The organism is Cryobacterium sp. MDB1-18-1, assembly GCF_004402735.1.
GTDB lineage: Bacteria > Actinomycetota > Actinomycetes > Actinomycetales > Microbacteriaceae > Cryobacterium > Cryobacterium glucosi.
The window spans coordinates 23,379-37,154 of sequence record NZ_SOFR01000006.1 but is presented as its reverse complement, the minus strand read 5'-3'; the positions used below and the strand labels follow the sequence as shown (position 1 = coordinate 37,154).

The window sequence follows — 13,776 nt, the reverse complement described above, 5'->3', positions numbered from 1 at the left end:
CGCCTCAGCGTATTCACCGCCGAGGAGAAGCCGCTGCTGCAGGCGCTGCCGGCGGTCCCGTTCGAGATCAGCACCTGGTCCTACAAACGGAAGGTCAACACCAACGCCCACGTGGTCTGGGCCAAGAACTTCTACTCCGTTCCCTTCAACCAGATCGGCGCGCTGGTCGACCTGCGCGTCACCGAGACGATGCTGGAGGTCTATCGCCGCGATGAGCGCCTGGCCAGCCACCTGCTGCTGCTGCCGGCAACGACCAGCAACCAGTATCGGACCAACGAGGCCGACCTACCCGAAGGTCGCAGTTTCCAGGCCTGGGACCGGACCCGGATCGAGGAATGGGCGACGCGGATCGGGCCGGCAACTGTCACCGTGACGGCCAAGATCTTCGAAACCGTCTTCATCGACGAGGCCGGCTTCGATGCGGCGTTGGCGGTGCTGAAACTGTCGCGCCGGTTCTCCCCGGCCCGGGTCGAGGCCGCCTGCGCGCTCGCGTTGCGGGGTCCGGTCCGATCCCCGCGCTATGCGCATCTGCGGCCGATCCTCGACACCGGGCAGGACAAGACAGGACAGGCCCCCGAGCCCGAGAGCGACGATGGCGGGTATGTCCGCGGCAGCGCCTACTACGCCGGAGGCACCCGGTGAGCGCCCTCGACGGGGAGACCAAACGCAAGCTCCGCGAGATGAACGCCAGCGAGCTGCTGCAGGCGATCGACACCCAGGACGACACCCTCAGCATCGGCCTGGCCTTCGAGGAACGGGTCCGGCTGGCCGTCGACGACGCCTACTCGACGTTCATGCATTCCAAGGTCGACGGGCTGATCCGGCGGGCAGGACTGCGTTATCCGAACGCGGATCTGCGGCGCATCGACCTGCTCGACGAGCGCGGCCTCAACCGGCAGGTGCTCACCCAGCTCGGGACCTGCTCATTCGTCACCCGGCAGCAAAACGTCGTCTTCCAGGGCTTCACCGGGTCGGGGAAATCGTATCTGGGCTGCGCGATCGCCAAACGGGCCTGCGCGCATCGCATCCGCGCCCACTACATCCGGATGCCTGACCTCGAGGAAGCCTGGGTCGCCGCGCAGGACGCCCCGGGCGGGGCGAGCAAGTTCCTCCGCAAATATGCCGCGTTCACGCTGCTGGTCATTGACGAGTGGCTACTCGACCGGCCGACGGAATCGATGCGGACGATGCTGCTGGAGTTGATGGAGCGCCGTTACGGCGAGACCTCGACGGTGTTCTGCACCCAATATCAACAGAAGGACTGGCACCAGCGCCTCGGCGCCGGCGTCCACGCCGACGCCATCATGGACCGCATCATCCACAACACCACCTGGGTCGACACAGGCACCTACAACATGCGGGAACAAGCCGCCCTCGCGACCGCGTAATCCGTGACGAGGAGCACCGGTGGTGCTGAGCCACACCACCACTGGTGCTCTTCCGCACGAACGGTGGGGCTCAACCGCACGATCGGGTGGGGCTCAAAGGCTCGAATACTCAGTCTGGTTCCGTGCCCCTTCTTATGGGTACACCCGCAGTGCGTGACGAGTTCATTTCCCGGACATTGCGCTTTGTAAAAGTTCAGCACGTTCGTACTTCTTCGGCCGTATTCTGGCCAGAGTGCACTAACGATTCCGCCCGGACACCGCCAATCGTCACCAGAGGATTCACAATGTCGTCACCGCGCCCCGAAACATCGCCACCCTCCCCCGACTCATTACCTGCCGCCTGGCAGGTCGACCTGAAATCGATCCACCCGCTCGTCTTCGACAAGTTCGACAGCCCGAAGGCCGTGCCGAAGATCGTTTCGGTCTACTACCCCCTGCAGGGTTGGAACAATTCGATGAAGCGCGCTGTACTCACGATCGGGCTCGTCCACGACCTCCGCTCCGACGGGGCCACCCTCGTGCTCGCGAAATGGCGGAAGCTCGAGCGCACGTTCACGCTGAGCACCCTGGACTTCCCGGTCGACCGAGGCTGACGACTCGTCAGACGGATGCGGCGGCGAGCTTAGGAATCAACGTCTCCAAGAACGCGGCAGTGTCTTCCCAGCCCTCGACAGCGAAGCACTCGACCCCGAGCGCGAGAACCGGGTAGTCGTTGCCGTTCTCGTCGAGACGGTCGCCGACGAAAAGCATGTCATCGAGGGGCACCCCGGTCAGCTGCGCGAGCTTCTTCATGCCGTAGGCCTTGTCGATGCCCTGTCGGGTGATATCGACAGAGGTCGACCCTCCGGAGCGCACCTCGAGGTCGGGCAGCAGCATCTGCACCGCTTCACGCAGGGTGTTCTTCTTGCTCCCGGTCGGGTCCCAGGCGACCTTGGAGGCCACGGGAGCGGCCTGGCCGAGCGCCGAGAACGTAATTTGCGAACCGCGGTCTTCCAAGATCGGACCCCAAGTGTTGCTTTCCCAATAACCGAGTTCTCGGGCCGTGGTCTCGACAGCCACGAGCGCCCGCGACTTCTGGTCATCGGTGAGGTACTCCGCGTAGATCTGCGTCCAGCCACCCCGCTTATGCAGGAAGTACTGCGTACCGCAGGTGGGCATCAGGTGCAGGCGGGCCAGGGTCTCATCGTCGACGTCGTTGAGGTTGTCGATGAGCTGCATGTGGAACTGACCGATCTGGCCACCGGAAATCACGCAGACCTCCACAACACCGAGCAGGCGCACCATCAGGTCGGCCATCCGCGGGTCGATCGGGGATTTGGAGGCCGCAAGTGTGTCATCCAGGTCAAAGGCCACCAGGCGGGGAAGAGTCGTCATGAGTGTGCTGTTTTCCTAACTGAATACTGAGAATGCCCGATGTCGGCCCGGTTACGGACGGCCCAGACCATGGTAGGTCCAGCCGGCAGCACGCCACGCGGCGGCGTCGAAGGAATTGCGTCCGTCGATGACGATCTTGTTCTTGACCAGGGCACCGACCCAGGCCGGGTCGAGGTGTCTAAATTCAGGCCATTCGGTCACGAGCACGACAGCGTCCGCGCCGCGCAAGGTCTCCTCCAGGTCGGTCGAATAGGTGAGCTGGGGGTGCCGCGCCCGCGAGTTCTCGATGCCCTGCGGGTCGGTCGCAACGACGTTGGCGCCGAGACCATGCAGTTGCACGGCGACGTCGAGTGCTGGCGAGTCACGCACATCGTCGGAGTGCGGCTTGAAGCTGAGGCCAAGCACGGCCACCTTGGCGTTGTACGCGCTACCACCGAGTGCCGAGACGGTGAGGTCGATCGCACGCTGGCGTCGACGCAGGTTGATCGAATCCACTTCCTTGAGGAAAGCCACGGATTCGCCACGACCGAGTTCTTCGGCCCGGGCTGTGAACGCCCGGATGTCCTTCGGCAGGCAACCGCCGCCGAAGCCGACGCCGGCGCCCAGGAAACGGCGCCCGATGCGATTGTCGTAGCCGATCGCATCGGCAAGCTGCGTCACATCGGCTCCGGTGACCTCGGCAATTTCGGCCATGGCGTTGATGAAGCTGATCTTGGTGGCGAGGAACGCGTTCGCTGCGACCTTCACGAGTTCGGCCGTGGCGAAGTCGGTGACCACGAGAGGAGTCTCCGCGGCAAGTGCGGCGGCGTAGATCTCGTTGAGCAGCGCGGTTGCGTGCTCGCCGGGCTCTCCAGCGGCAACACCGTAGACCAGACGGTCCGGGCTGATGGTGTCTTTCACGGCGAAGCCCTCGCGCAGGAACTCAGGGTTCCAGGCGAGTGTCGCACCGGTTCCCGATGCTTCCACGATGCCCGCGAGACGAGTGGCGGTCCCGACGGGGACAGTACTCTTGCCCACAACCAGGTCCCCCGCGCCGAGGTGCGGCAGGAGCGCCTGTACTGCAGCGTCCACGTAGGTGAGGTCCGCGGCGTAGCTGCCGGGCTTCTGCGGGGTGCCGACGGCGACGAAATGCACGCGGGAGCCAGCAACTTCGGCAATGTCCGTGCTGAAGCGCAGCCGGCCTGTGGCCATGGCCGAGGTCAGGATCTCGGGAAGGCCAGGTTCAAAGAACGGCGGAAGCCCGACGGCAAGCTGCGCGATCTTCTTCGCGTCGACGTCGATACCGACGACCTCATGCCCGAGCTCTACCATCGCGGCCGCGTGCACGGCCCCGAGATACCCACAACCAATGACAGAAATCTTCATACGTCTAACTCCATACAAAAAGCCTAACGGCGGCGGAACCGAGAATCGAACTCACCTCGGGGTAACGGATGGCAAAGGATCTGCCTCCGGCGTTAAGAAAGGCCCCGGACGATGTCCGGGGCCTTTCCTGGGGGGGGTCACTTCGTGGCGATCAACTTCACACAGTGTCGGAAGAAGTTGCCTCTTGAGTAAACGCTACGCGGCTACGCGGCGGCGGCGAACGAAGCTCAGCACAACCACGAGGGCGATACCGAGGAGGAGCGCACCAGCGGCAGCCCAGATCAGAAGAACCGGGGTGTTGTAGCCGGTGCTGGCGAGGGTCTGTCCGGTCGCGCCGTTGTCAGCGGCCACGACGGTGAGTGTCGCCGTGCCGACGGTGCCGGAGGTGAGGCCGGTGGCCGTGGTGGTGTAGGAACCGGTCGCGTCCGTCGGAAGCGTGACGGAAACGCTGGCCGCACCGGTGGTGGTGGCCGACTTGACGAGCGTCGCCGTTCCGGACTTCACGACGGAGAGAGTAGCGACGCCCGAACCGGTGACGGCGAAGGAGACGCTCTCACCGGGCGTGAAGGACGCGCCGTCGAACGAGACCGTCACTGCCTGGCCAGGAACCGGGGTGCTGTCGGAGACGGCAACGTTTGCTGCCGGGACGTAGCCGGCAGCGTTAGCTGCGGCCGGGACTGCGAAAACGGCGAGGACTGCGAGCGCAATCACCGCGAGGATCTTTTTTGCCATGGTGTTATCCCTGCTGTGGATCACAATGATTTTTCGCCGACACTGGCTGACCTCGAGTGAGGCTACCCCCTACTTTAGGGGACATTCACAGCCCGTTTCCAGTTCGCGTGTTTCTATCGGGTGAACATTTCGTTGCATTGCATACACCCGAGTAGGCCAAAAGCGAGCGCACGCCTCGCGGGCGTGCGCTCGCTTTTCACTCAGCGCCCCTACTGTCGAATGCTAGTGACGTGGTTCCGATACCACTGCACCGTTGATACAAGCCCGTCTTCCAGCCCGATCTGAGCTGTCCAGCCTGCGTCTGCGAGCTTGGAGACGTCGAGGAGTTTCTGGGGCGTGCCGTCGGGCTTCTCTGTGTCCCAGAGAGTCTCTCCTGTGAATCCCACGACCCGCGCGATTGTCTCCGCAATTTCACGAATGGTCACGTCAGACCCGGTGCCTACGTTTACCTGCTCGGGACCGTCGTAGTGCTCCATCAGGTGCAAACACGCTGCAGCCATGTCGTCGACGTGCAGGAACTCGCGGCGTGGAGTGCCTGTCCCCCAGTTAGTAACGGTGGCGGCGCCAGACTGCGCCCCCTCGTCGTATCGGCGTATGAGCGCCGGAAGGACGTGCGACCCTTTCGGCGAGAAGTTGTCGCCGGGACCATAGAGGTTTGTCGGCATCGCTGAGATCCACGGCAACCCGTATTGGCGCCGAACGGCCTGAATCTGCAGGATCCCTGCGATCTTTGCGATCGCATAGGCGTCGTTTGTCGGTTCGAGGTGCCCCGTGAGAAGGGTGTCCTCTCGTATTGGTTGCGGGGCGAGCCGCGGATAGATGCAGGACGATCCCAGAAACAAGAGGCGTTCGACGCCACACTTTAGGGCTGCGTCGAGCACGTTCACCTGTATCCGCAAGTTGTCGCTCAAGAAGTCGACCGGGAACGTGCTGTTCGCCAGGATCCCGCCCACCTTCGCGGCCGCCAATACTGCGTAACGCGGCTTCGCTTCCTCAAAGAATGCGAAGACGGCATCTCGGTCCTTGAGATCCAGCTCAGCAGAGGTCCGACCGATCAGATCGGTGAATCCCTCCGCCTCTAGTCGGCGCCAGATCGCGGATCCGACCAAGCCGCGATGACCTGCGACGTAAAACCGACTTGAGCGGTCCAGGACTCCAGGCACGAATTTGACGTGGTCGCGGTCGTCCGCCATGACTACTTCGTACCCCAACTCGCGAGTTTGACCTCATCGATCCAGTGGCCACCCGCATGCTCGAGCGCGACGATGTCGGCGTCCACCATGATGCGGGCGAGTTCGGCGGTGTCGACCGTGGCCTTCCAGCCAAGCTTGGCCTCAGCCTTGGAGGCGTCGCCAACGAGAGCGTCCACCTCGGTGGGGCGCAAGTATCGCTCGTCGAAGCGCACGTGATCTTCCCATTTGAGGCCGGCGTGACTGAATGAGGTCTCCACGAAGTCCCGCACCGTGAAGTTTCCGCCGGTGGCAAGGACGAAGTCATCGGGCTCGTCAACCTGCAGCATGCGCCACATGCCCTCCACATATTCTGCGGCGTAGCCCCAGTCACGGATCGAATCGAGGTTGCCAAGGTAGACATGATCCTGTCTACCCGCCTTGATGGCTGCGACGGCGCGTGTGATCTTTCGAGTAACAAAAGTCTCGCCACGGCGCGGAGATTCGTGGTTAAAGAGAATGCCGTTCACGGCAAACATGTCGTATGCCTCGCGGTAATTCTTAGTGATCCAGTAGCTGTAAACCTTGGCTGCGCCGTACGGCGAGCGGGGGTAGAACGGGGTCTCCTCATTCTGAGGTGGCGGAGTAGCCCCAAACATCTCCGAGCTTGACGCCTGGTAGAAGCGTGTCTCAATACCAGACATGCGTACGGCCTCGAGCAGGCGAATGGTGCCCATACCCGTCGTGTCACCGGTGTGCTCGGGCTCGTCGAAGGACACACGAACATGCGATTGCGCAGCAAGGTTGTAGACCTCGTGCGGCTGAATCTCGGCGAGCAGAGTGACAAGGCGGCTGCCGTCACTGAGATCGCCATAGTGAAGGAACAACTTGGCCTCGGGGTCGTGCGGGTCAACATACAGGTGATCAATTCGGGCCGTATTGAACGTCGAAGCACGTCGAATTAGCCCGTGCACCTCGTAGCCCTTCGAGAGCAAGAGCTCGGCAAGGTACGAACCATCCTGACCGGTAATTCCAGTGATGAGAGCGCGCTTTGTCATGAATTTCCTCCATCTTTGCCTAACGAATGCGAGTGACCATCGACATGGTCCTGCATTGACGTCAAGCCCCTTAGCCATTGAGCAAATCGGTCAATGGCCACTTCTTGCCCTAGGACGTCTGCGCGGTAGCGCATTCCATTCGCGCCGAACAAAGCAGCCCGCGCTGGGTCGTCCCGGAGCCCAATTGCCTCATCGATTATTGCCTGTGGGTCTTCGGCGTCCACAACGACTCCACCCCTCGCCGACTCGATTTCGGCCGCAGTCACCCCTCTGCGATCGGTTGCCGCGATCACGGGCCGACCTGCATTGTAATAAGACGTCAGTTTGCTGGGCACGGCCATCTCGGAAACACCGAGCTTCTCGTTGACCAACAAAATGTCTGCAGATGCGAGTGCCCTTTGGAAACCAAAGTCGTCGAGAGAATCGATGAACTGCAGTCGAGAGATACCTTTTCCCTGGGCCATGAGCGCGTCTCGTTGGCTTCCGTTTCCCAATAAAACGAAGCGGACCGGGAGGTCCTGTGCTTCCGCAAGTCGTGCGGCTTCGACCACATTCCCGAGAGCCTGCTTAATCCCCATGTTCCCAGCGTGTAGGACAACGGTCTCATCTGGATTCCAGCCGTGAGTCGCACGGACGGCGGTGAAATCGAAGGGCGGAGTCGGTTTGAGGTGGGTCCAGTTTCGAATTACCTCAATTTGCGCAGATCCGATGCCGAACTTTTCACCTAGGTGGGCGGCGAACCGGGAATGAATTACAACCACGCCCGATGCTGCCGCGATCGTGACCTTCTCTACCCAAGTCACTACCCTGGTGATGAAATCTGAACCGGTCCCAGTTTCGGCCATCCCCAAGCTATAGAGGTCCTGTATCCAAATGTTAACAATGCGCTTTCGGTGGCTCATCCGCGCTCTGAGCATCGCAAGGGCGGTCGAAAAGAGCGCTGGCGAGACCATCACAATCACGTCTGGGCGACCCCATTTCGCGAACATGACGCCTATTCCAAAGGAAATCTCAGAAGCCAAACGTTTTAGGCCTTCGGGGCTGGATGGAACGTAGTGCGGCAACCGTGTGACGCGAACGCCATCTAGAAATTCGGACGTCTTTCTACCGCCAAAGCCGGCATGGACTTTCCACTCCGGGTAGTGAGGATGTGCCGTTATGACATCGACGGCGAAGCCGCGTTCCACAAGCCCCTGAACAAGCCCACTCGTGTATGGCGCTATCCCGGTGACCTCCGGTGAGAAGTTCAGGCCGATGACGAGCACCTTCAGCTGAGTCTGCTTGGTCAATGACGATCTGCTTTCTGGTTCTTGATACTTGCTCAAAGTCAGTTCAACTACTCAAAACTGGAGGTGTGCCCGGTCCCGAAACAGGCGCTCCACAACCCACTAACACCCTAGCGTCGTCCAGTTTCGGGCCTCCCCCGTTCGGGTTACAGCCTGATTTCATTCTCATGACGTAAGGGCATCATCCGAACGACCTTCCGTACCCGTTTCAGCCGAGCGCGATTCCTACCCCTGTTGCAGGCGAACGTGGGCCCTAGGATTACGGTGTTGACCGAAATCCCTAGGGTCTGTCCCACGGGAGGACCATCCGCGACGCACGGCGAGGACAAGATGACGAATAGGCCGTCTGATGAATTGGACCCAATTGAGATTCCGGTCATCAGCCTTGCTGCAGCGCCTGGCTCGAGAGAAGCATGGGACCGCCCTAGGTTTGTGATCTATCTGTGGGCTGCAGCAGAGTTGCTATTCGTTACGAATCCATGGCAAGTCAGTTCCGGGCTTCGCGTTCGAGTACTGAGGGCATTCGGTGCAGACATTGGCCCAGGTGTCATATTCCGCCCCAGAACCCGAGTGAAGTTCCCGTGGAAGCTACACGTAGGAGCGAACTCTTGGATCGGGGAAGGGGTTTGGTTCCACAATCAAGACGAAGTATTTATCGGACATGACGTTTCAATCTCGCAGGAGACACTCCTAACGACAGGCAGCCACGCCCATCGTCGCGACATGGCGCTGATTACTAAGGCGATCCGAATAGGCGACGGGGCCTGGGTGACTTCCCGATGCATTGTCCTCGGCGGCGCTGATATCGGTCGTTCGGCACTCGTGACGCCCGGAACAACTGTGAACGGTGCGATTCCTGCAAATCGGGTCTGGGGCCCCCGTAGCCCAGAGGATCTCGGCCCGCGATTCCGCGCATAAGGTATTGACTCGATGGCGCTCCGGAAACGAGTCGCCTGTCTAACTAGATTTTGGCAGCGCTTCACACCGGCTCCAGATCTGCCTCGCGCCACCGCGGCAAGACACGAAAGAGATTGCGGTGATGTGCTCAGCTACCCCTTATCGCTCACGTCGGAACTATCGACACGGAGAGCTGTACTGTGCGCGTGCCTCTGAGCATCAGAATCGAATCGTTTCCGGATGACTCGAGCGGGATTCCCGACGGCAATTCCGTAAGGCTCAATGTCATGTGTCACCACAGCGCCAGCGCCAAGCACGGCCCCCTCGCCGATAGTGACCCCACCGAGAATAATGACGCCACCGCCAATCCACACATCACTTCCAATCTGTACGGCATCCTGCGGGACTGCGGGTCGATCTCCAACCCACGTCGAGAACGCCATTGGAATTCCCACCTCGTCGATCGAATGATCCACACGACCGACAATCTGCACTCCGCGCCCAATCAGGCAGTAGTCTCCGATTGCACCGTCGACTTCGATGACTGTGCGTTGGCCAATCGAAACATTGTGACCGACTCTGAGCCCGTGCACCGAACTCAAGGTGCTGTCACTACCCATTCGCAAGTTCTTGCCGTACGTCACCGGCCCATGGATCATTAGTCGTCGCTGCAATGCACGAACAACTCCCTCTAGCGGTGCTGGGATACGGCTGCGGTTCTTGGGCACCTTGACTACCGATTCGACGGCCATCCATCATCTCCGAGTTCCTGTTTGGTGTTTTTGAGTGCCGACGCGATCCCCGCCGCCATGGCTTCCGCCGAATATGTCTTCCGAATTGCGATGCTGATTCGCTGTCGCTCGCATGCACTGCCGGCAGGCGCGAGCGCATCAAGAGCGGCCGCAAGTGCAAGCGGCGAGTCAGTCTCGAAGAACTCGACGCCACCGATTCGAGCGAGCTCGAGTTCAGGAGAATGCGGTTCGTCCCTTGAGATCAGCATAGGAACGCCAAACCCGAGGCTTTGTGTGAGGCTTAGCCCAACGTAACCCGGCGATACGGAGCACAGAGCGTCTTCATAGAGATGGCGAAGTTCATTCACATCGGCGACCTGGCCGAGAAAGGTTACCGAAGCATTGCCGCCCAGCTCCGAAACAAGGTCGGCGAGGGCCTTGCGTTCGGCGCCCTCTCCTACGATGACAAGCTGCACGCCGCGGGTGGCAAGATCGCTCCTCAAGAATCCTCGGATGAGCAGGTCTACTTTCTTATCGGAAACGAGGCGCCCCACGTACAGGACGCTGGTGTACGGGCCTTCATTGGCCGGTACAGTCAACGCATCCCTTGCGTACAAAGAGTTCGGCGCCACCCAGACGGGCGACCCTGGGAGCTCTGCGAGCGCAAAGGGAACGCTATCGTACCCGTAAAGCACCGTCCCGTTCGAAAGACGCCGCATCGAGCGGCGTAGCACCGCCGTCCTACTGCCTCTTCCGGAGCGAGGGTGCAAATGGCCCCATAGGAGCGTTCGCCTACCCAGAATGCGTCTCAAACCCAGCAATGTCCACGCCGTGAGGCTGCGCGGATTGAGGTCGAGGATCGTGGTCTTGGCGCTGATCGCTGTGCGCCACCCCCCCAGCTGGACAAGTACGCGTCCGGCAAGGACGTAGTTTCTAACTTGCACATATAAGGACCTACTGATTCCGGTTCGAATTGTGGGATCGACGTGCCGATCACCAGCAAACAGGATCACGTCCAAAGACAAATCAGCTTTGAGCTCCTGGATGCAATACTCCCGATAGAAGGGAAGGACGGCGAGATATAACGCGTCGAACTTACTGGCCGGCGATTTTCTGTACATTTGAGGACCTCTCAACGTGAACTGGAAGGATAAGCTAAGCAATCGACGATTAGCACCTTCAACGTCGGAGCCTTTGTGCGGTGACGTATGTATCCCAAAGGCCAAAGCGGTCCACAACCGCCTCGAAAGCCACGTCATTCTCGTTCTTGAGGACGTTGCGACGCCAAAGCGCGCTGCTTTGGCTTGCACCATTGGATGGATATTCGCGACCGGTGTCTACCTTTACCGCTTCGATGCCCGCCAAAGATGCCATGACTTTGAACCAGATATCGTCCGCGGACGGACAAATGAGAGAAGCCGTCGCCCAGTCAAAAACCCGCGGATCCAGAGAATGTGGCGGGTAGAGAATGCCACCCCGACCGGTCAGAAAAACGAGTTGGCCGGGTACACCGGCCTCTGCTGCCGGCCATTCCGTGTATGGGCGGGCACGATTGCCCTCCATCTTTATTAGACTTCCTCTGGTTCCGACTACTGTTCCAGGAAAGGTCAGACTGGCCGCGTCGAGCTGTTGAGCCCAGGATCGCCAGTAAAGGACGTCGTCGTCCGCAGTTAAAATAGTCGCCTCAGGATAGATTGCGATGATCGGAAGAAGCTTCTTGAACGACCGCATATTTTCGGGCGTGAAATGTACATTCACTCTGCCTTTTGTAGCGGCAAGTAGTCGCCGTAGATTGGGAGGGAGGTCCGACTCACCGCCCGGGAACTCAAGGGTCGAGAGGACAAGGTAGATCGCATCAACGGCTATCGATTGTTTAAGCAAGCTTCGAATCGTCAAATGCACAGCGCCAATGCGAGGCGGATAAGTGGTCAGCGCAATGACTCGAGTTGCATCGTCGACGCTTCGTGGATCACGGGTTGGCCCCATAACGCCAAGTGGTAGTCGTACCCACAATTGGGCGCAGATGCGGTCCACTCGAGTCTGTACGGCCGATCGTATTCGCGCGACTAGACGCAGATAAGAATTTCGCATGATCAATTCCCGTGCGCTCCCTTCGGATTCGTGTTGCCTAGACCGGTAAGCACTCGGTCCGTGCCATGTCCTCTTTGAGCGACTGCTTCCGTCAGCACAGGAGAGGTGTTTGCAGCCGGTTCAGCCGCAGGCTCAAGTGCAAGCAGCGTGGCCGCTGCCATCCACCCAAAGACGTCGAGCAAGCCAAATGCCCACGTACGCTCGAGTAGACCCGAATAGATTACCGGGATGAACAAGAGCGCGGTCTGGGGGGCGGTCCATTTATCCGCTTGCCGCAGCGCAATCACGATCAAGATGATGAACAGTGCAATACCTAATGCCCCGGTCGTGTATCTAATATCGAGCCATTGATTGTGGACAGAATATGCCTCATCTCTGGAGATCGTGCCCACAGCAACCTGATTTCCCCAGATGAGCGCGCCGAATCCAAAAAGTTGACTGTCCTCTAGTTGAGCAGAAGCAAGCTTCCACAAATAGGCGCGGTTTGTAAAATCAGTTGGATTCAGGGGCAGATAGGGAAGCACAATGCCAAGAGCCAATCCGACCGATGCCGTCCCAATCGTTACAAACCGTCGCCAAATTCCGCCCATCGACGTGGAACTCATGCCCGTTACCAGGACAAGAATCGTAACAATAAGGGCGACTTGAAGCGCCGTCCGGCTACCAGAGATGTAGACCACGCTAAGGAGATAAACCGCCAGGATCCAACGTGTCGCGCCGCGCAACACAAGGAATATGCACGGGATTGAGGTGGCGACGATAAGACCGATTGTGTTTTCCCCGGTAGTCACTCCAAAGAAAAGATTGCCGAGCGGGCCGCACTTGTCTGCACGGCATGTCCTAAACGCGGCAGCATAGTTCACGAGAAGGAAAATGCCACTTGCGACGCAGACGGAGAATCCAAAGAACGCCACCCCGAGCCGAGCGCCACCGCCGCGCGGCAGCACTGAAGCACCCAGAAACAGTGCGAATAAGGCGATGATGCGAGGGTTCCCAATGGCAGACGCACCCGCGATGGCAGAAGAGAAATCCGTCATCACCACCAGAAGCCCCATAAGCAGCAGGGGAGTTGATAGGCGGTTTCTTTTGACGATACCGAACACAAAGAAGGTGAGGAATCCTATTCCGATAATGGCATAGCCAGCGAGCTGCATTATTTGCGCCGCTCGAGGATTAGCAAGTATCGTCGTCTGCCCGAAGACGTTAACTATGGATACGTTTCCGCCATCAAACTGTGTGAACACCGATGATGCCAACAGGAGCCAAGCTATGAGGACCACATAGGTGGTCGTGATATTCCACTTGGAAACCACGTCACCACGACGTACGCCGCGAAGCCAGACCCACACCGCACCTAGAGAGGATCCAGTGACGAGCGCAATAACAATTGGTTCAGTCACTCGCTCAAACCCCTGGAGCCCGGTTTTGAAGGATTCGTCCAGGATTTCCAACGACGGAAACGTCTTCAGGTACGTCCGTTACTACGACCGCATTTGCGCCAATTCGCACTCGAGCTCCAATGGTAACGGCCCCGATAACGCAAGCGCCGGATCCAATCGATACGCCATCTCCGACAGTAGGCGAAGCACCACCGTCACCCTTATTGCCGATGGTGACGCCTTGGCGAATGACCACGTCAGAACCAAGTCGGCTATCCACATTAATTACAAGGCCGAAACCGTGCA

The 13,776-nt window shown here is 59.7% G+C and carries 11 protein-coding genes and 2 pseudogenes; 3 read left to right on the top strand and 10 right to left on the bottom strand.

Translation table 11 applies throughout. The features are described 5' to 3' along the window. The 3 genes and pseudogenes from E3O50_RS19000 to E3O50_RS01160 all read left to right on the top strand — a co-directional run. Positions 1 to 642 (top strand): annotated as a pseudogene (locus tag E3O50_RS19000) (IS21 family transposase); the annotation flags it as partial. After that, positions 639 to 1,388: an ATP-binding protein gene (locus tag E3O50_RS01165; RefSeq protein WP_134449675.1), complete on the top strand. Its 750-nt coding sequence runs from the start codon at positions 639 to 641 to the stop codon at positions 1,386 to 1,388. The pseudogene E3O50_RS19000 and the gene E3O50_RS01165, both read left to right, overlap by 4 nt. A gap of 284 nt (positions 1,389 to 1,672) precedes the next feature. Continuing rightward, a complete protein-coding gene (locus E3O50_RS01160; RefSeq protein ID WP_134449676.1) occupies positions 1,673 to 1,981 on the top strand; it encodes a hypothetical protein in 309 nt (102 codons plus the stop codon). A 7-nt stretch (positions 1,982 to 1,988) separates the two neighbouring features. Here the strand turns inward: E3O50_RS01160 and E3O50_RS01155 are convergent, their stop codons facing one another. From E3O50_RS01155 to E3O50_RS01110, 10 genes and pseudogenes are all read right to left on the bottom strand, one after another. Then, complete coding sequence (locus E3O50_RS01155) at positions 1,989 to 2,762, bottom strand: HAD-IIB family hydrolase (RefSeq protein WP_134449677.1); 774 nt, start codon at positions 2,760 to 2,762, stop codon at positions 1,989 to 1,991. Positions 2,763 to 2,813: 51 nt separating this feature from the next. Then, the gene (locus E3O50_RS01150) at positions 2,814 to 4,127 is read right to left on the bottom strand and encodes a UDP-glucose/GDP-mannose dehydrogenase family protein (protein WP_134449678.1); all 1,314 of its coding nucleotides are present in this window, start codon (positions 4,125 to 4,127) and stop codon (positions 2,814 to 2,816) included. 195 nt (positions 4,128 to 4,322) lie between these two features. Beyond that, positions 4,323 to 4,859, bottom strand: a complete 537-nt coding sequence (locus E3O50_RS01145; protein ID WP_134449679.1) for a sortase — start codon at positions 4,857 to 4,859, stop codon at positions 4,323 to 4,325. A 209-nt stretch (positions 4,860 to 5,068) separates the two neighbouring features. Beyond that, positions 5,069 to 6,052: a GDP-L-fucose synthase gene (locus tag E3O50_RS01140; protein WP_134449680.1), complete on the bottom strand. Its 984-nt coding sequence runs from the start codon at positions 6,050 to 6,052 to the stop codon at positions 5,069 to 5,071. Between the two features lie 2 nt (positions 6,053 to 6,054). Beyond that, positions 6,055 to 7,086 (bottom strand): GDP-mannose 4,6-dehydratase, encoded by a 1,032-nt coding sequence (gene gmd / locus E3O50_RS01135; protein ID WP_134449681.1) that lies wholly within the window; start codon positions 7,084 to 7,086, stop codon positions 6,055 to 6,057. Beyond that, a complete protein-coding gene (locus E3O50_RS01130) occupies positions 7,083 to 8,375 on the bottom strand; it encodes a glycosyltransferase (protein WP_134449682.1) in 1,293 nt (430 codons plus the stop codon). The genes gmd and E3O50_RS01130 overlap by 4 nt, the downstream gene beginning before the upstream one ends. 1,046 nt (positions 8,376 to 9,421) lie before the next feature. Further along, a pseudogene (locus E3O50_RS19780) lies at positions 9,422 to 9,655 on the bottom strand (hypothetical protein); the annotation flags it as partial. Between the two features lie 347 nt (positions 9,656 to 10,002). Continuing rightward, entirely contained in the window at positions 10,003 to 11,121 is a 1,119-nt protein-coding gene (locus E3O50_RS01115) for a glycosyltransferase (protein WP_166787397.1), read from the bottom strand. Positions 11,122 to 11,179: 58 nt separating this feature from the next. Continuing rightward, positions 11,180 to 11,758: a hypothetical protein gene (locus E3O50_RS18995; RefSeq protein ID WP_166790588.1), complete on the bottom strand. Its 579-nt coding sequence runs from the start codon at positions 11,756 to 11,758 to the stop codon at positions 11,180 to 11,182. Positions 11,759 to 12,093: 335 nt separating this feature from the next. Next, complete coding sequence (locus E3O50_RS01110) at positions 12,094 to 13,542, bottom strand: O-antigen ligase family protein (RefSeq protein ID WP_134558249.1); 1,449 nt, start codon at positions 13,540 to 13,542, stop codon at positions 12,094 to 12,096. Positions 13,543 to 13,776 lie beyond the last annotated feature (234 nt).